Consider the following 19,159-nt stretch of genomic DNA (forward strand, 5'->3'; position numbering starts at 1 on the left):
TTTATAGTCTTTTTTGTTGTGCAATTCTTGCTTTTGCCTCTAAAACTAAAGTTTGTAACTTCTGTTCTAATTCTTTTTTGGGAGGTAAATCTGTCCAATATTCTGCAACCATAATTCCGTCTTTATGCATCTCTAAAAGTTCTATCTGCTCATTACTTTTGCCTGCACAAAGTATTAAACCAATAGGAGTATTTTCTCCTTCTTGTTTTTCATTTTTATTTAACCACTTTAAATAGAGTTCCATTTGCCCTTTGTGAGCGGGTTTAAACTCTCCTATTTTAAGTTCTATAGCAACTAAACGTTTTAATTTTCTGTGGAAGAATAATAAATCTAAATAAAAGTCTTTGCTATCTAAAATTATTCTTTTTTGCCTTTCAATAAAAGAAAAACCAACACCTAACTCTAAAATAAAATTTTCTATTTCTTTAATTATCGCCGTTTCTAAATCGTTTTCTAAATAACCGTCTTTTAAACCAAGAAAACCTAAAAAATAAGGATCTTTAAATGTGTTTTGCAAGCCTTCTAACTCCTTAATTGTTTGTAAACTTGCTATTTCATTTCTTTCGAATGCTTTGCGTTCAATTTGACTAATTAAAACACGTTTACTCCATTTTTCTTCAATAGATTTTCGAGCATAAAACAGTTTTGCTTCCATTGATTTTAAAGGTAATAACTGTAAAAAATGTGTCCAACTCAATTGTGTTACCAATGGTGTCACAATCTCTAAATCATTAAACTGTTCCGCAAATTGCAACATCCTTCTAACGTTACGCACTGTAAAACTTCTACCAAACTTTTTTTCTAATTGCTTAGAAATATTAACAACAACCTTTTCTCCATAATCAGCTCTTTTATTATTTAAAATATGCTCATTTATTTTTGCACCAATTTGCCAATAAGTTAATGTTAATACACTATTAATATTAGAAGTAATATGTTGCTTACCTGTTATAATTATTTCAGAAAGTTGGCTAAACAAAATTGTATTTACATCTTTTGACATTTAATTAAGGTTTAAGAAATTACAAAAATTAGAATTTAACTTTATTGTTTGAGCTTTAATTCGATAAAAATAATAAATAGAAATTGAAGTCTATGATTTAACCCAATAATTGTTTTCTTAAAAACAGTCTACATCCTAAAATTTAATTTATTTTTGTTTTAACTATGATTACACAAGACCAATTAAAAAATATTGAAGTTAGAATTGATAAGCTAAAAGATTATTTAGAAATCGATAAAAAACTGATAGAAATTGCCAACGAGGAAGAAAAAACGGCAAATCCAGATTTTTGGAACAATCCAAAAGCGGCAGAATTGGTAATGAAAGAGTTACGTATCAAAAAAAAATGGGTAGAAGATTACAACAAATCCATTTCTTTAAATGAAGATGTAAACGTTTTGTATGAATTTTACAAAGAAGGTGAGGTTGAAGAAGAAGAAATTATAAATCAATTTGAAATTTTAAGTACTTTTTTAGAAGATATTGAGTTTAAAAACATGCTTTCTGAAGATGGCGATGCACTCTCTGCAACCGTGCAAATTACTGCAGGTGCAGGTGGTACAGAAAGTTGCGATTGGGCAGAAATGTTATTTAGAATGTACTCCATGTGGTCTGAAAAACAAGGCTTTAAACAAAAAACATTAAATTATCAAGCAGGAGATGCTGCTGGCATAAAAACGGTAACTTTTGAAGTTTCTGGAGATTATGCATTTGGTTGGCTCAAAGGCGAAAACGGTGTGCATAGATTGGTACGTATTTCTCCTTTTGATTCAAATGCCAAACGCCATACAAGTTTTGCTTCTGTATATGTATATCCTGTTGCAGATGATTCTATAGAAATTGATATTAATCCTGCGGATATAGAAATTACTACAGCACGTTCTAGTGGTGCTGGAGGGCAAAATGTAAATAAAGTAGAAACTAAAGTACAATTAACGCACAAACCGTCTGGAATTCAAATTTCTTGTTCAAACTCGCGTTCTCAACACGATAATAGAGCTACTGCAATGCAAATGCTAAAATCTCAATTGTATGAAATTGAATTGCAAAAACAGCAGGCTGCAAGAGATAATATTGAAGCCAATAAAATGAAAAACGAATGGGGAAGTCAAATTAGAAATTATGTAATGCATCCTTATAAATTGGTAAAGGACGTAAGAACTGCGCACGAAACAGGAAATGTAGATGCAGTTATGGATGGTAATATTAATGCCTTCTTAAAATCCTACTTAATGTTAAACGGACAAAAGGGATAGGGCTTTTGGTTGTTGGTTGTTGGTTGATGGTTTTTGGCTAAAAATTTGTAAAAATTAACCTCTTTTAAACCCTTAAACAAATTAACTTATAAACAATATTCACATTACAACTTTTCCACTTTACAACTTTACAACTTTACAACTTTGATACTTTAAAAACTTTTCAACTTTTCAACTTTTCAACTTTTCAACTTTTCAACTTTTCAACTTTAAAAAACAAAAAAATGATAAAAATATACCATAATCCACGTTGCCGAAAATCTAGAGAAGGATTGGCTATTTTAGAAGAATCAGGTAAAGAATTTGAAATTATTAAATATTTAGAAAATATACCTACAGAGAAAGAACTTACAACAGTTATAACAATGTTAGGCATCTCTCCTATGCAACTGGTTAGAAAGACAGAAAAAATCTGGAAAGAAGATTACAAGGGCAAAGTGTTAACAGATTCAGAAATAATTAAAGCAATGTTAAAAAATCCAAAATTAATAGAAAGACCTATTGTAATAAATGGCAATAAAGCTAGAATTGGCAGACCTTCTGAATCTATTCTAGAAATAATCTAAATTAGAAAACACTTCTTTGTTTAACTTTTTTTTAACCCCTTTACACTAAACTTAAATAGAACTTTGTTGTTTAAACTATACAAACTAAAAAAATAAGTTTTGACAAAAAAAGCACTATCGATTTTAATACTAGTTCTTTCCATTAACCATTTATTCGCTCAAAAACCATCTTCAAAAAATAACATAAAGCTTACAGGTTCTGTTGTTGATGCCAAAACAAATCAACCTTTAGAGTATGCTACCGTTATTTTAAAAAACACCAAAACAAATGTAGTTTCTGGCGGAATTACAGACATAAATGGTAAATTTAGTATAGATACTCCAAAAGCAAACTATCAAATCAGTATCGAGTTTATTTCTTTTAAACCGGTAAAATTTCCTGCACAAACCTTATCAACAAATAAAAATTTGGGCACTATTAAGTTATCAGAAGACACTAGTAGTTTAGATGAAATTGTGCTTATTGCAGAAAAAACTACTGTAGATATTCGTTTAGATAAAAAGATTTTCAACATCGGTAAAGATTTATCTATAAGAGGTGGTAATGCAAGTGATGTTTTAGGCAATGTACCTTCTGTACAAGTAGATGTAGAAGGCGCTGTAAGTTTGCGTGGTAACGAAAACGTAACCATTTTAATAGACGGCAGACCAAGTGCTCTAGTGGGTTTAAATGGTGCAGAGGCATTAAGACAAATTCCTGCAGAAGCCATAGAAAAGGTAGAAGTAATTACCTCTCCTTCTTCTAGATATGATGCTGAAGGAACTGCTGGTATTTTAAACATCATTTTAAGAAAAAATAAACTAACAGGTTTTAATGGTTCTTTACAATTAGACTTAGGAATACCAGAACGTTTAGGAACCGCTTTTAACGCCAATTGGCGCACAAAAAAATGGAATTTATTTACAAATACTGGTTTCAGATATAATGAAACTCCTGGAAATGCAAGTACAGATTCAGACTTCTTTTCTGCCTCTGCACAAAACGCGAAAGTAATAGAGCGTAGAAGATTCGATCGTTTAGGAAGGTCTATTTTTACCAGTTTTGGAGCAGAATATTACCTTACAGAAAACTCAAGTATTATTGGTAACATTGTTTATAATGGTGGTAATGATGATGATGTAAACTCAAACACAATAGATCGTTTTGATAGTAATGGAAATCTAAACGAAGCTACTTTTAGAAGAGAAAACGAAGGAGAAGACGAAGCTAGAATTCAATATACTTTAGATTATGTAAATAATTTTAACGACACTGGTAAAAAACTAACCGTAAACTTACAATACTCTACAGAGGTAGAAGAAATTAACAACGGTATAACAGAAATAGACACCCAAGCAAACGTATTAAACGATTTAGAACAAGTTTTAGAAGATCAAAATGAAAACAGAGCATTACTACAAATAGATTATGTGCTTCCTGTGGGAGAAAATGTGCAGTATGAAATAGGTTACAGAGGTAATTACAGAGATATTTTTAATAGCTTTTTTTTAGCAGAAAGACTAGATTTTCCAAACGGACCTTTAGTGCCAGATGCTGGCTTAAACAATGCTTTTAATTATGAGGAGTTCGTAAATGCTGCATACTTTCAATATGGCCAAAAATTTAATGCTTTTTCTTTATTAGCAGGCTTGCGTTATGAATATACAGCTGTAGAAATTATACAACAAACTGCAACAACAACAGATAATCAAAATTATGGCAACCTTTTTCCTACCGTAAATTTAGGCTACGAAATTAAAGATGGAGAAAACATAACTTTAGGCTATAATAGAAGAATTAGAAGGCCAAGAGGCAGAAGTTTAAACCCTTTTCCTAGTAGATCTAGTGAATCTAATATTTACACAGGTAATGTAGATTTAAACCCCGTAATTACAGATGCAATAGATTTAGGTTACCTTAAAAGATGGAGTAAATTTACCTTAAGCAGCTCTATTTACTACAACAGAAGCGAAGACAATTGGGAAAGAATACAAGAAGATACAGGCGAAATTACAGACAATGGAGACCCAGTTATAAGAAGATTTCCTATAAATTTATCTACAGAAGAGAGAGTTGGTTTAGAGTTTACCTTAAATTACAAACCTTTTAAAATATGGAATATCAATAGTGATTTTAATCTGTTTAACGTTACAAGCGCAGGAGATTACACAAACCCAATAACTAATGAAATCACCAATTTCGATTTTGTAAACACCTCTTATTTTATACGTTTAAATCAAAAAATTACATTGCCAGGCAAAACAGATGTACAAATTAACACCAATTATTTTGGGCCATCAGAAAACGCCCAATCTACCAGAGAAGGTATTTTTAGCCTAAACCTTGCAGCAAGTAGAGATTTCTTTAATGAAAAAGCAACGTTAAGTTTAAATTTTAGCGATGTTTTTAACAGTAGAATAAGTAGACGATTAACTAATATTCCTGGCGTTTTAAATCAACTTGCAGAGTTTCAATGGAGAGAGCCACAATTTAGAGTAAGCTTTGTATATCGTTTCAATCAAAAGAAAAAACCAAGCAGAGGAAATAGAGATAATGGTGGTGGAGACGATTTTGAAGGATAATATTTTTTGGGCGCCTGCCTGCGGTAGGCAGGTTTTAACGGGCTTTACGTTGCAATCTTTTTGCTTTATCCTGAATTAAATTCAGGAACCAGCAAAAAGGATTACAACCGCAACCCCTAACGCGCGCTCTCAAACCCATAAAAAAACTCATAATGCTATTCGCATTATGAGTTTTTATTATAAATATTTCTAAGAAATACTACTTACCTTCAGCAGCTTCTCTAGCTTCTTTCTTTAAAATAAAGTTTTCCCAAATTGTACCACCAATCCAATAAGGCACTACAAAAGTTAATAAGAATATCAACAACCAAAAACCAGCTGTAAAAATAAACATGAATAAAATTAAACCTGAAAATTGAGAAAAATCTAACATTTGTTTTTATTTGAATAATTACCTCACAAAAATAATACATATTTTTATAAAATCAACTTAAAAAAACATTTTTTTCCACAGTATTTTAAAGCTATTGTTCATAAAATATAAGTTGCTTTTTGTAAATTTGTTCTACTAAAATTTTACATACATGACAAAGTTTAGAATCGAAAAAGATACAATGGGAAACGTAGAAGTTCCTTCAGATAAATATTGGGGTGCACAAACAGAACGCTCTAGAAATAATTTTAAAATAGGTACTTCTGGCTCTATGCCATTAGAAATTGTTTATGGTTTTGCTTATCTTAAAAAAGCAGCAGCATTTACCAATGCAGAATTGGGTGTTTTAGCCACAGAAAAAAGAGATTTAATTGCACAAGTTTGCGATGAAATTTTGGCAGGCCAACACAACAATCAATTTCCATTAGTAATTTGGCAAACAGGTTCTGGTACGCAATCTAACATGAATGTAAATGAAGTTATTGCAAACAGAGCGCACGAAATTGCAGGCAAGGTTATTGGCGAAGGAGACAAAACCATACAACCTAATGATGATGTAAACAAATCACAATCATCTAACGACACTTTTCCTACAGGAATGCATATTGCTGCTTACAAAAAAATAGTAGAAACAACCATTCCAGGTATTACACAATTAAGAGACACACTACAAGCCAAATCAGAAGCATTTGCAGACGTGGTTAAAATTGGTAGAACCCATTTAATGGATGCCACTCCCCTAACCTTAGGACAAGAATTTTCTGGTTATGTAGCACAATTAAATTTTGGCTTAAAAGCTTTAAAAAATACATTAGCACATTTATCTCAATTGGCTTTAGGTGGTACAGCAGTTGGTACAGGTTTAAATACACCAAAAGGTTATGATGTTTTAGTGGCAAAATATATTGCAGAATTTACAGGATTGCCTTTTGTAACTGCAGAAAACAAATTTGAAGCCTTAGCAGCACATGATGCTTTAGTAGAAACACATGGTGCTTTAAAGCAAATTGCAGTTTCTTTAAATAAAATTGCAAACGACATTCGTTTAATGGCTTCTGGCCCACGTTCTGGAATTGGAGAAATTATAATTCCTGCAAATGAACCAGGATCTTCAATAATGCCAGGTAAAGTAAATCCAACGCAAGCAGAAGCAATAACTATGGTTTGTGCACAAGTTATGGGAAATGATGTTGCTGTAACTGTTGGTGGTACGCAAGGGCATTATGAATTGAATGTTTTTAAACCAATGATGGCTGCAAATGTTTTACAATCTGCACAATTAATTGGTGATGCTTGTAAGTCTTTTGACGAGCATTGTGCATCTGGTATAGAACCAAATCACAGTAGAATTACAGAATTGGTAAACAATTCTTTAATGCTTGTAACCGCTTTAAACACCAGAATTGGTTATTATAAAGCTGCAGAAATTGCAAACACAGCCCACGCAAACGGAACAACCTTAAAAACTGAGGCTGTACGTTTGGGTTATGTTACAGAAGATGAATATGATGCTTGGGTAAAACCAGAAGAAATGACGGGAAGTTTAAAATAATTTCCTTTTAACTTACTAGATCTTACAAAAGACCATCTAAAAAAATGATGCAGTATTTAAAACTAATAATTTTGGATGCACGCTACCTTTTAGATGGTCTTTTTTCACAATAGATTAACGCTAATTTGTAAAATAGTAAACGTTAACTAGTTTTTAAAATGTACTTTCGCAATCTTGAAAACAGCAATAGTCATATTAAATTGGAATGGAGAAAAACTGTTGGAACAGTTTTTACCATCTGTAGTTAACTTTAGTAAAGGTTTAGCTACAGTTTATGTTGCAGATAACGCATCTACAGATAAATCTATACCATACATTTTAGAAAACTACCCAACTGTAGAAATTATAAAAAATAAAAGTAATGGTGGCTACGCAAAAGGTTATAATGATGCTCTACAAGCTATTGATGCAGATATTTATTGTCTTTTAAATTCTGATGTAGCCGTTACAGAAAACTGGTTACCTCCTATTTTAAAAACGTTTAAAAACGAAGAAAACACAGGTATTATTCAGCCTAAAATATTAGATTATAAAAGCAAAAGTAATTTTGAATATGCAGGTGCTGCAGGCGGTTTTATAGATTTATTTGGATATCCTTATTGTAGAGGACGTGTTTTTAATCACCTAGAAAAAGACAAGCAACAATTTAATGATACCAAAGAAATTTTTTGGGCATCTGGTGCTTGTTTGTTTATTCGTTCTAAAATATACCATCAAGTAAATGGTTTAGATGAAGATTATTTTGCGCATCAAGAAGAAATTGATTTGTGTTGGCGTGTTCAAAATATAGGTTATAAAGTTAAATGTGTAGGTTCATCTTTAGTTTATCATGTTGGAGGCGCAACTTTACAAGAAAAAAATCCACAGAAAACATATTTAAATTTTAGAAATAGTTTACTAAATGTGGTTAAAAACGTTCCTAAAAAATGGTTTCTATTTGTAATTTTTTCAAGACTAATTTTAGACGGTATTGCTGGAATTAAATTTTTACTAGAATTAAGACCAATACACACATTAGCCATTTTAAAAGCACATTTCAGTTTTTATAAAAACTTTTTTAAATTTTTAAGCAAACGTAAAAAACTTCAAAAAAAACAAGATTACAATTTACATACTAGTATTGTTTGGCAGTATTTTGTTTTGGATAGAAAAAAGTTTGAGGAATTAAATTAGTATTCTTTTAGTATCAATTTCCATTTTTCAGTTTCAGCAAAGTCTTTTATAGTAACATTTCTGTCTTTTAAAAAGTTGGTCATGTATTTTTTCAAGAATAAAAAATCTGCCACTTTTCCTAAAAATGCTAAAGGAGCACTATATTTAAAAACATCTTTTATAATTACTTGTCCTTCTTTTTGCTCTAGATAATGTTCATGTCTAAAACTCTTAAAAGCACCTTTTACCATTTCATCAGCAAAAAAAGTTGGAAAAACATAATCTGTAACCTTAGACGTTAGTTTTTGGGTAACTCCAAGGTGTTTTGCTTGCCAAGTTACCGTTTCATTTAAGCCTATTAGTCCCTTAGTTTTACCATCTATTGCCTTTTCGTTTGATTTCTTTGTAGATATTATATGCAAATCGATACTTCTAATCAAGTTAAAAACAAGCTCAATATTATTCGTATTTATAACTGTAGTTAAATGTATAGTTGGCATAATAACTAAACTAAAGCTTTACAAAATGTCTAAACTACCTTTACCTTCTCTTACTAAGGTTGGTTCTTCTGTTAAATCTATTACTGTAGATGCTTCATTATCTCCATAACCACCATCTATAACTAAATCGACTCTATTTTGCCATTTCTCAAAAATTAATTCTGGGTCTGTTGTGTATTCTAAAATATCATCTTCATCTCTTATAGAAGTAGAAATAATTGGATTGCCCAATTCTGCTACTAATGTTCTTATAATGGTATTGTCTGGTATTCTTATACCAACAGTTTTTTTCTTTTTAAATACTTTTGGCAGATTATTACTGCCAGGCAAAATAAATGTATAAGGGCCAGGCAATGCTCTTTTCAAAATTTTAAACGTGCTAGAATCTATTTGTTTTACATATTCAGAAAGATGACTTAGATCGTTACAAATAAAAGAAAAGTTTGCTTTTTCTAATTTTACGCCCTTAATTTTTGCGATTTTTTCTAATGCTTTTGTTTTGGTAATATCACAACCTAAACCATAAACAGTATCTGTTGGATAAATTACTAAACCGCCTGCTTTTAAAATCTTAACTGCCTTTTCAATTTCTTTAGGGTTAGGATTTTCGTTGTATATTTTTAAAAATTGCGCCATAGCATTTATTTTATATAATTAAAGATAGTAAAAATAAAAAAACTCAGTTCGCTAAAAAACGAACTGAGTATTTTATAAAGGGAAGTGTATTTAAATTAAGTTTTATCTACTAATCTAAATCCTTCTCCATGTATATTTAAAATCTCTACGTTTTCATCTAACTTTAAATACTTACGTAATTTGGCAATATAAACATCCATACTTCTAGAAGTAAAGTAGTTGTCATCTCTCCAAATTTTAGTTAATGCCAATTCTCTTGGCATTAAATCGTTTTTATGTATGGCTAGCATACGTAGCAATTTGCTTTCTTTTGGCGATAATTTTGCTGGTTCTCCATCTTCACCAATAGATAAATGACGTAATTTAGAATTGAAGAAAAAGTTTCCAATATGAAACTCAAACTGCTCAGACTCTGCTGTTACATCTGTTTCTTTTCTCTGAAGAATTGCTTTTATTTTGTGTAAAAGTACTTCAGAGTCAAATGGTTTGTTTAAATAATCATCTGCACCAACAGCATAACCTTTTAATACATCCTCTTTTAATGTTTTTGCTGTTAAAAATATAATTGGTATTTCTTTGTTGGTGCTTCTAATGTCTTGTGCTAAAGAAAAACCATCTTTTCTTGGCATCATAACATCTAAAATACATAGATCATAATCGCTGTTTTTAAACATGATTAAGCCTTCTATACCATCTTTTGCGTGTGTTACGTTGTAATCATTTAACGCTAAATAATCTTTTAAGACCGTTCCAAAATTTGGATCGTCTTCTACTAATAAAATCTTTTTACTTCCCATTGTTATCTAATTTAAATTATTGGTAATTTTACTGTGAAAATACTTCCTTCACCCTTCTCACTTTCCACAAATACTGTTCCGTGATGTTTTTCTACAATTTCTTTTACGTACGCCAAACCTAAACCATGGCCTTTTACATCGTGAATATTGCCTTTTTGTTCTCTATAAAATTTATCAAATACTTGTTTTTGTACTGCTTTACTCATTCCAATACCATTGTCTTTAATTTTAAACACAAAAAACTTGTTGGTACTTTCTGTATACACTTCTATCTGAGGTGCGTTATTAGAATACTTAATAGCGTTTTCTAACATGTTTACAATTACATTGGTTAAATGAAATTGGTTTCCAGGCAATTCTGCAACTACCGCTTTAAAATGCACAGTAATACTACCTTCTCTACTTTGTACTAATAAATTAACGTGAGAAATTGCATCTTCTATAATGTCGTGTAAATCTATAGTTTCCTTACTTAAATCTATTTGATTTTTTTCTAATCTAGAAATTCTTAGCACATTTTCTACCTGAGAATGCATACGCTTGTTTTCATCTCTAATCATTTGTATGTAACGTAATACCTTATCACTATCTCCTAAAATTTTAGGATTTCTAATAGAATCTATTGCCAAATTAATAGTTGCTATTGGCGTTTTAAACTCATGCGTCATATTATTGATAAAATCTGTTTTAATTTCAGATATTTTTTTCTGTCTGATCAACTGATAAAGAGAACTAGAAAAAGCGACAATAATTATAAAAATAAAAAATAAAGAAAGTAATAGAATACTAGAGATACCTGATAAAATTAACTCATTTTTATTGGGGAATGTTACGTATAAATTATAACCCACACCACCTTGTAAATCTTCATTAAATAAAGGATATTTATAATAATCTTTAGTATTTATTGTGTAATAGCCAGATTTTAATTTTGTCGCTAAACCTTCTTTTGTGTAAACACCATATTTAAAATCTAAAAATATATTTCTTTTAGCTAATTCATCTTTAATTGTATTATTTAGCTCTGTATTACTAATTCTTTGGTGAATTGGCTTTTTGCTATTATAATCTTTAAAAAGTTCTGTAATTTGAATTTCTTCAAAATTTAAAAAATCTTGCTCAAAAGAATACCTAGTTTCATCTGAGGAAGAAAATAAACCGTCTATACTTGAACTTATTTTTGCTTTAAAATAATCTTTTTTACCGCTAAAACGCTTAAAAATAATAGAATCGTTATCTAACATTTCTGTAGGTAAATTAAAATTTTCTTCTAAAATAGTAGAGCCATAAGTAAATTTTTGCTGTGTTGCCGTATCAATTTCCTGTATTAAATACTGTTTAATCTCTGCGCTATCAGGATTACCTTTTGTATTGATAAACTTTCTAACCTTAGTTCTAAAAACAGCATTTTCTTTTTGATTTATTCTTTCAGAAGCTGTTGCTAAAGATATTTGAACATCATTTTTAAATTGTTCTTTTTTACTCTCTAACGCATTATTGATCCAATACACCTGTACTGCAATAATTCCTATTAAGGAAATGCTCATTAGAACAACAATAATTATAAACATTTTTTTGCGCATAATCAAAGTTAATACATTCAATAATTCAAAATGAGTTTTTTTAAGTAAATTATTAAACTTAATAAAATTTTAAGTGTTTTTTAACAAAAATGCTAACATTATTAAAATTTAATGTAACTTTTCTGTTAAAATTTTGCAGATATAATTTACTTGAAATTCTGTTTTTTCCAATAAATTATTGTAAATAATGTAATTAGATTGCAGTAATTTTTTATCTTCTTTGTATTGATTATTTATGCGAGCAAATACTTGTTCTTTTGTAATGTGATCTCTTTTTATTATACGTTCAACTCGTGTTTTTAAATCTACATGCACGGTTATTATAAAATCAAAATCTTGCTGAGAATTGCTTTCAAATAAAATAGCACTTTCATAAACTATAAATGCCTTATCACTATTTTTTAAAACAAACTGTTTAAAATCTTTTTTTACTGCTGGATGTACAATAGCATTTAAAGCTTTTAATTTTTCTTTATCATTAAAAACAATATTGCCAATATAAGGCCTATTTAAAATACCATCTTTATATGCTAAATCGCCAAAAAGGGCTGTTATTTTTGTTTGTATAATTTTAGAGGAATGCATTAACTTTTTTGCTTCTGCGTCTGCAATATATATGGCTACATTATTACATTTACTAAAATAATTTGCTACTGTTGTTTTGCCACTTCCTATGCCACCTGTTAAACCTACTATCATCTATTTTTCTATTAAAAAATCTATTTTGTTAGGCGCTATTTTGTAACTTTTTATTAAATCTGATTTATTTAAAAGCTTAGGTACAAGATAATTTAGATTGTTTTTTTCTGCAACAGCATAATCACAAACAATTTCAAATGAGTTTTTATTTATTTTATTAAAGTTTTTTAAGCTGATTATAAAAGAAACTGTACAATTTTTAGTTAATGTACTTACAGAAACTCCGTCTGGAATATTTATAATTTTATAAGGTACCTCAAACGTACCTTCTGTAAAGTTTTCTACTTTACCCTTAATAGTAACTGTTTGGCTACTAAACTTTAAATTGGTTACGTTTTTAGGTTTAATAATGGATACTTTGTTTTCAAAATCACTTTTAACGTCATCTAAACTTAATGGTTGTAAAGTAACCGTTTGTAAAGAGTTTATATAATTTTCTGGCCCAAAAACTAAAATACTATCTGGTACTAATGTTATGGGTTTTACAAAATCATAACCTAAATGAAAGTTGACCTTTAAATCTGGTTTTACTGGCACTTTTTTAGTTACTAAACTGCCTAATTCTAAAAAGAAAGTGTCTTTTACTATTTCTTTTAAATCTAAACCAGTTGGTAATTGTTTTTGCAAACTACCTTGCTGGTTTTTTGTTAATATGTAATGAGTTGTTCCGTTTTTTTTATTGGCAGCACCTGCATTTATATTTATGGTTTTAGAATTAATTCTAGTTTTTAAAATTTTAAAACCACTTGCTTTTACTATTAATTCTAAATTATTTTTAGCTTGAGATTGCAGTACTTTATTATTAGAAATACCTTGGTAATTTAAAGGGAAGTTTACATTAACCACATATTCTTTAGATAATGTAATTAACAACCAGATTACAACAGATGTTATTAAAAAACCAATAAAAGTTTTTGATATTTTATTTTTAGGCTTCAAATTGAGTTTATTTACTATGCAATCTACATAAAAGCGATTAAACAAAAAAGTGAGCAACATCTAAAAAGATATTACTCACTTAAATATTGTAAGCTTATTAATTTATTTTTTAGCAGGTGCTAAATACTTTTTACTTAACTCCATAGAAATTGCAGAACGCTCAAACTTAATTCTACCTGCTCCTGTTTCTATTGTAATTGTATTATCTGTAGTATTAACTTCTGTAATTTTACCATGTATACCACTAGAAGTTACTATTTTAGAACCTGTTTTAATTTCTGCCTGAAAAGCTTTTTCCTTTTTCTGACGCGTCATTTGTGGTCTTATCATAAAAAAGTATAAAACCAAAATCATAGCTGCAAAAGGCAACATGCTCATTAAACTACTAGAATCTGCTTGTAAAAAAATTGTATAGAACATCTAAATTATTTCGCTTTTGGAGTTACCATTCCTTTAAGAGTTAAAATTTCTCTACCAGATTGTGTGTTTGTAACCAATGTTATATTTTTTTGTTGTTTGTTTCTTTTACCATTGGTATTAAACTTTACCTCTATGTCTTTAGTTTCTCCTGGTTTAATTGGTGCTTTTGGCCAAACAGGCACTGTACAACCACAAGTAACTTGTGCATCTGTAATTACTAAATCTGTTTTACCAGAATTGGTAATTTTAAAGGTAGTTTCAACAATTTCTCCTTCTGTAACTGTACCAAAATCATATTCTCTTTTTTCTACAGATAAAGAAGCCACACCTTTTTTAATTTCTGCATCTCTAGACTTTGCAGACTCTAAATTTGTCTGGTTAATTTTTTTTGCTGCATTTCCTGTATCTCCACAAGAAACCATAAACGTTGTTGCTACTAAAAAAGCAAGTGCTATTGTAATTTTTCTCATTTTTAATATATTTTAGTGGTAAAAATAATAAATATTTTTATTTAAAAAGAATTTTAAAGTAATCCTCTACCTATTTTAACAATTCTTTTATTGGCTATAAATTCTTTAGATATTTTATCTAAAACACCATTTATAAAGTAACTACTCTTTTTTGTAGAATAGTCTTTAGCTATTTCTATAAACTCATTTATAGTAACTCTTGTAGGTATAGATGGAAAATTAATAAATTCTGTTATTGCCATTTTAATCAAAATCATGTCAATATCTGCAATTCTATCTGTTTCCCAATTTGGCGTTTTGTCTTCTATATCTTGTTCGTATTCTGCTTGTTTTAACACTGTTTTTCTAAACAAATTAGATACAAAATCTTCGTCATCTTTATCTTTATACAAAGCGCCAACAACAAAAATTTTGTTTTCTTTAAACTTACTTAAAGATTTAGTAATCCAGGTATTTACAAAAGGAATATCATCTACCCAAGAAATTAAAGTGTCTTCATAATAGTCTGCCAGCTTTTCATTTGGTGCAATAATTTCCTTAAAAAAATCGATTACAAAGTTCTTGTCTTTCTTAAAATTATCTTCTTTTGCCAATAAGTATTTGGCATACAAATCGCTCTTTTGCAATTCATCAAAAATAATTTTTACATACTCGTCATTTTCTTGCCAATTATCTAATTTATTCAATTCTACATAACCTTCTACACTTACACTTTCTGCAATTGCGTTAATTACACGGTTATTAACAAACTTGGTATTAGGAGCTAAATCTTCTTTTGTGGCAAGAATTTTATTTTTAGAAAGCGCCATTTTTTTTGCTGCTAACTTTTGTACTTCAACCAATAATAAAAGATTTAAAACATATAAATCTAACATTTTTAAAATACTATGCTTCAAAAACTTTTCTTCTCTAATTAAATCATCATTATGCGATTGAGACATGGCATAAATAGACTGCATTACTTTAACTCTTATATGTCTTCTATTAATCATTTTTAAAGAACTTTTGTTTTTTTAGTTGGCTTTTTTAATACTATAAACTTTCGCCACAAAAATACTATTTATTTGTTTCTAAAGAGATAGTATTTTTAATTCTTTTTTTCATTTTTTTAACCTTTCTACAAACTGCAATTCTAACTTTTTGTTTTTAATGATGTATCTTCGTCAACTCTAAAAATATACCTATAAAATAATTTTTTTTGAAAGCTCTAAAATACATCAACAAATATTTTATAAAGTACAAGTGGCGCATTTTAATTGGGCTTTTAATTACTATTTTATCTAAACTACTTGCACTTAAGGTGCCCCAAGTTGTTGGCGATTCTTTAAATGTTGTTGAAGACTATACAGAAGGAAAAATTACCGATTTAAAAGTTATAGAACATGAGTTACTTATAAATGTATTATTAATAATTGGTGTAGCAATTTTAGCTGGTTTTTTCACTTTTTTAATGCGCCAAACCATTATTGTTACTTCTAGATTAATAGAATTTGATTTAAAAAACGAAATCTATCAACAATACCAACAACTATCTCTTAATTTTTATAAAAAAAATAGAACTGGAGATTTAATGAATAGAATTTCTGAAGATGTATCTAAAGTTAGAATGTATGTTGGCCCTGCAGTAATGTACACTATGAATATGCTGGTTTTAATAGCAGTTGGTTTTACACAAATGATAAATATAGATGTAAAACTAACAATGTATACGCTTTTACCCTTTCCTGTTTTATCGCTTTCTATTTTTCTACTAAGTAAAGTAATTCATAAAAGAAGTAGCATTGTACAAGAATATTTATCAAAATTAACCACTTTTAATCAGGAGTTTTTCTCTGGTATCAGTGTGGTAAAATCTTACGGAATTGAAAAATCAATAATCAAAGATTTTGATGAAATATCTAACTTGAGCAAAGAGAAAAATATTAATTTACATAAGGCTAACGCGTTGTTCTTTCCTGTAATGATTCTTTTAATTGGTATTAGTAATTTAATAGTAATTTATGTGGGTGGCAAACGCTATATAAATGATGAAATACAAATTGGAACCATTATAGAGTTTATGCTGTATGTTAATATTTTAACGTGGCCAGTTGCCGTTATTGGTTGGGTAACTTCTATGATACAACAAGCAGAAGCATCTCAAGTAAGAATTAACGAGTTTTTAAATGAAAAGCCAGAAATAACAAGTAACTCTAATAAACCTATAACTTTAAAAGGTAAAGTAACCTTTAAAAATGTAACGTTTACTTATGATGATACCAATATTACCGCTTTAAAAAACATTTCATTTACGGCAAATAGCGGAGAAACCATAGCTATTTTGGGCAAAACTGGCTCTGGAAAGTCTACCATTATAGAATTAGTTGCGCGTTTATATGACACCCAAAAAGGTACTATTTATATAGATGACGAGCCAATAGAGAAAGCGAATTTAGATGCCATTAGAAACCAAATTGGTTTTGTACCTCAAGATCCTTTTTTATTCTCAGAAAGTATTAGCAACAATATTAAATTTGGCAAAGAAGACGCTACAGAAGCAGAAATTATAAAAGCGGCTAAAGATGCTGTTGTACACGATAATATCATAGATTTCCCTAAAGGATATGATACTATTTTGGGAGAACGTGGTGTAACACTTTCTGGAGGACAAAAACAGCGAGTTTCTATTGCTAGAGCTATAATTAAAAAACCTAAAATTTTAATTTTCGATGACTGTTTGTCTGCTGTTGATACAGAAACAGAAGAACAAATTTTAGCCAATTTAAAGCAAGTTTCTAAAAATAAAACCACTTTTATTATAAGTCACAGAGTTTCTTCTGCAAAAAATGCAGATAAAATTATAGTTTTAGAAAACGGCAAAATCTCACAGGAAGGCACTCATAATCAGCTAGTAACAGAAAATGGCTATTATAAAGATTTATACAATCAGCAGCTTTTAGAAAAAGAAAATTAACCTTTAACATTGCCAAGTAAATTATTTTATTAGATTTGTTACACAATTTTTTTAATTTTATTTATAAATAACATGGCAGAGAGAGTTGAACAAGAAGAAATTTTTTCACAGGTATTAAGAGCTGGTAGAAGAACCTATTTTTTTGATGTAAGAGCAACAAAAGCAGACGATTACTATTTAACAGTTACAGAAAGTAAAAAATTTACGCATGATGATGGTACTTTTCACTATCAAAAGCATAAAATATACTTATATAAAGAAGATTTTTCTGATTTTCATGAAATGCTTAAGAAAGCTACAGATTACATAATTACTGAAAAAGGAGATGAAGTAATTAGCGAAAGACATCAAAAAGATTTTAAGAAAGAAGAAGTAAAACCAATTACGGAAGATGCTAAAACTACTAGTGAAGCTCCAAAATCTGCAGATAGTTTTACAGATGTTTCTTTTGATGATATTTAAGCACAAGATACAATTTATGTAACCCAAAGGTTATACTATAATTTTAATTCAAATTCAATTTTACACTTTACTAGAAAAGCCATAAATATAACATTTATGGCTTTTTTTATTTAAAATAGATTTTCTAAGGATTATAATTTGTTAAGAACAACTTTTACGAACAACTTACAAAACTCGTTTCATTGTTAAAGCTTTAGACACTGTCTCTTCCCACTCTTTCTTAGCAACACTATCTTTTGTAATGCCACCACCAACAAATAAAAATGCTTGCTTATTTTGTACGTGCATACATCTTAAATTTACAAAAAGCTGACTACTTTTAGCCAAACTATCTGACTTTTTTAAATTTAGTTCCCCTAAAAAACCAGTATAAAACGTGCGTTGGTAACTTTCATTATTTACAATAAAATCTCTTGCCAAATCTCTTGGTAGACCACAAACTGCTGGTGTTGGGTGTAAAGCTCTTATTAAAACTTCTAAGTTTGCATTTTCATTTAAAACACCTGTAACTTTTGTTTTTAAATGCAACAAATCTCCTGCTCTAACCGTCTCTGTTTTATCTATACTTAAGTTTTTTGCTATATCTTTTAATTGACTACCTATAAAATCTGTAACCAATTGTTGCTCTTCTAGTTCTTTAGATTTCCACACCGTTTTATTAGCAGCTGTATTAGGTTTGTATACCTGTGTACCTGCTAAAGACATTGTTTTAAAACTATTTTCTTCAGTAAATAATAAAGTTTCTGGAGTTGCACCAAACCATAATCCTATTTTAGGATGATACCATACATACACAAAAGCATTTGCGTAAGAAACCAATAAATTTTTATAAATTTCTAAAATATCAAAATGAGATAATTGAATAATTTCTTCTCTAGATATTACTACTTTTTGTAGCGGCGTATTTTTAATTTGAGCAATTGCTTTTTCAACAATTGCTATATGTTTTTCTTTATTGTTGTTTATAGATGTATGTGTTTTTTTGGCAACCTTTTCGTTTTCTAGTTTTAAAACTTCAGAAATACATAATGCATTTTCAACAGGAAACAATATTGCTTTTTGTTTGCTGCTAAAAGGTGCAAAAACAAAACCTTCTTCATTAAAATTACCAGTATATGTTAAGACATCATCTTGCATAAAAATACCATAAACCTCTTTTTTGTTAGGCTTTCTGTAGACTACAAAAGGAAGGCTATTTTGGTAATGTTGCGCTATTTTTTTAAGTAAACTATTCAA

Annotated in this window: 19 protein-coding genes; 7 read left to right on the top strand and 12 right to left on the bottom strand. The window is 29.3% G+C overall.

Features of this window, described 5'->3' with window-relative positions; translation table 11 throughout:
* Position 1 precedes the first annotated feature (1 nt).
* On the bottom strand, positions 2 to 1,003 hold the full coding sequence (locus Q0684_RS05800) for a PDDEXK nuclease domain-containing protein (RefSeq protein WP_299013708.1): 1,002 nt from the start codon (positions 1,001 to 1,003) through the stop codon (positions 2 to 4).
* A gap of 164 nt (positions 1,004 to 1,167) precedes the next feature.
* Here Q0684_RS05800 and prfB point away from each other — a divergent pair, with 164 nt between their 5' ends.
* The 3 genes from prfB to Q0684_RS05815 all read left to right on the top strand — a co-directional run bounded on the left by prfB (position 1,168) and on the right by Q0684_RS05815 (position 5,387).
* Entirely contained in the window at positions 1,168 to 2,259 is a 1,092-nt protein-coding gene (gene prfB, locus Q0684_RS05805) for a peptide chain release factor 2 (RefSeq protein ID WP_299013709.1), read from the top strand.
* A gap of 224 nt (positions 2,260 to 2,483) precedes the next feature.
* On the top strand, positions 2,484 to 2,825 hold the full coding sequence (gene arsC, locus Q0684_RS05810) for an arsenate reductase (glutaredoxin) (protein ID WP_299013710.1): 342 nt from the start codon (positions 2,484 to 2,486) through the stop codon (positions 2,823 to 2,825).
* Positions 2,826 to 2,924: 99 nt separating this feature from the next.
* Positions 2,925 to 5,387 (top strand): outer membrane beta-barrel protein, encoded by a 2,463-nt coding sequence (locus Q0684_RS05815; RefSeq protein ID WP_299013711.1) that lies wholly within the window; start codon positions 2,925 to 2,927, stop codon positions 5,385 to 5,387.
* Between the two features lie 199 nt (positions 5,388 to 5,586).
* On the opposite strand, the gene Q0684_RS05820 is transcribed toward Q0684_RS05815, so the two are convergent.
* Positions 5,587 to 5,760 carry a hypothetical protein gene (locus Q0684_RS05820; protein WP_298764578.1) on the bottom strand — a complete coding sequence of 58 codons (174 nt, stop codon included), beginning with the start codon at positions 5,758 to 5,760 and terminating at the stop codon, positions 5,587 to 5,589.
* A 151-nt stretch (positions 5,761 to 5,911) separates the two neighbouring features.
* On the opposite strand from Q0684_RS05820, the gene fumC reads away from it, so the two are divergent.
* Positions 5,912 to 7,312: a class II fumarate hydratase gene (fumC, locus tag Q0684_RS05825; RefSeq protein ID WP_299013712.1), complete on the top strand. Its 1,401-nt coding sequence runs from the start codon at positions 5,912 to 5,914 to the stop codon at positions 7,310 to 7,312.
* A gap of 174 nt (positions 7,313 to 7,486) precedes the next feature.
* The gene (locus Q0684_RS05830; protein ID WP_299013713.1) at positions 7,487 to 8,485 is read left to right on the top strand and encodes a glycosyltransferase family 2 protein; all 999 of its coding nucleotides are present in this window, start codon (positions 7,487 to 7,489) and stop codon (positions 8,483 to 8,485) included.
* Here the strand turns inward: Q0684_RS05830 and Q0684_RS05835 are convergent.
* From Q0684_RS05835 to nusB, 9 genes are all read right to left on the bottom strand, one after another.
* On the bottom strand, positions 8,482 to 8,964 hold the full coding sequence (locus Q0684_RS05835) for an SRPBCC family protein (protein ID WP_299013714.1): 483 nt from the start codon (positions 8,962 to 8,964) through the stop codon (positions 8,482 to 8,484). The two genes, Q0684_RS05830 and Q0684_RS05835, sit on opposite strands and share 4 nt — an antisense overlap.
* An 18-nt stretch (positions 8,965 to 8,982) precedes the next feature.
* Entirely contained in the window at positions 8,983 to 9,600 is a 618-nt protein-coding gene (locus Q0684_RS05840) for an L-threonylcarbamoyladenylate synthase (RefSeq protein WP_299013715.1), read from the bottom strand.
* Between the two features lie 95 nt (positions 9,601 to 9,695).
* Positions 9,696 to 10,397 (bottom strand): response regulator transcription factor, encoded by a 702-nt coding sequence (locus Q0684_RS05845; protein ID WP_299013716.1) that lies wholly within the window; start codon positions 10,395 to 10,397, stop codon positions 9,696 to 9,698.
* Positions 10,398 to 10,408: 11 nt separating this feature from the next.
* Positions 10,409 to 11,944 (bottom strand): HAMP domain-containing sensor histidine kinase, encoded by a 1,536-nt coding sequence (locus tag Q0684_RS05850; RefSeq protein WP_299013717.1) that lies wholly within the window; start codon positions 11,942 to 11,944, stop codon positions 10,409 to 10,411.
* A 144-nt stretch (positions 11,945 to 12,088) separates the two neighbouring features.
* Entirely contained in the window at positions 12,089 to 12,679 is a 591-nt protein-coding gene (coaE, locus tag Q0684_RS05855; RefSeq protein ID WP_299013718.1) for a dephospho-CoA kinase, read from the bottom strand.
* Positions 12,680 to 13,618, bottom strand: a complete 939-nt coding sequence (locus Q0684_RS05860) for a CdaR family protein (RefSeq protein ID WP_299013719.1) — start codon at positions 13,616 to 13,618, stop codon at positions 12,680 to 12,682. It lies immediately after the preceding gene.
* 102 nt (positions 13,619 to 13,720) lie between these two features.
* On the bottom strand, positions 13,721 to 14,038 hold the full coding sequence (gene yajC / locus Q0684_RS05865; RefSeq protein ID WP_299013720.1) for a preprotein translocase subunit YajC: 318 nt from the start codon (positions 14,036 to 14,038) through the stop codon (positions 13,721 to 13,723).
* A gap of 5 nt (positions 14,039 to 14,043) precedes the next feature.
* Positions 14,044 to 14,508 carry a DUF1573 domain-containing protein gene (locus Q0684_RS05870; protein ID WP_299013721.1) on the bottom strand — a complete coding sequence of 155 codons (465 nt, stop codon included), beginning with the start codon at positions 14,506 to 14,508 and terminating at the stop codon, positions 14,044 to 14,046.
* Between the two features lie 53 nt (positions 14,509 to 14,561).
* The gene (gene nusB, locus Q0684_RS05875; RefSeq protein ID WP_299013722.1) at positions 14,562 to 15,500 is read right to left on the bottom strand and encodes a transcription antitermination factor NusB; all 939 of its coding nucleotides are present in this window, start codon (positions 15,498 to 15,500) and stop codon (positions 14,562 to 14,564) included.
* A 206-nt stretch (positions 15,501 to 15,706) separates the two neighbouring features.
* Here nusB and Q0684_RS05880 point away from each other — a divergent pair, with 206 nt between their 5' ends.
* Both Q0684_RS05880 and Q0684_RS05885 read left to right on the top strand, forming a co-directional pair.
* Entirely contained in the window at positions 15,707 to 17,461 is a 1,755-nt protein-coding gene (locus Q0684_RS05880) for an ABC transporter ATP-binding protein (protein ID WP_299013723.1), read from the top strand.
* Positions 17,462 to 17,533: 72 nt separating this feature from the next.
* A complete protein-coding gene (locus tag Q0684_RS05885) occupies positions 17,534 to 17,923 on the top strand; it encodes a PUR family DNA/RNA-binding protein (protein ID WP_299013724.1) in 390 nt (129 codons plus the stop codon).
* Between the two features lie 165 nt (positions 17,924 to 18,088).
* Here the strand turns inward: Q0684_RS05885 and Q0684_RS05890 are convergent, their stop codons facing one another.
* Positions 18,089 to 19,159, bottom strand: coding sequence for an isochorismate synthase (locus Q0684_RS05890; protein WP_299013725.1), 1,071 nt, complete (start codon positions 19,157 to 19,159; stop codon positions 18,089 to 18,091).

Origin of the sequence: uncultured Polaribacter sp., assembly GCF_947503875.1 — a bacterium.
In the GTDB taxonomy this organism is placed as follows: Bacteria; Bacteroidota; Bacteroidia; order Flavobacteriales; family Flavobacteriaceae; genus Polaribacter.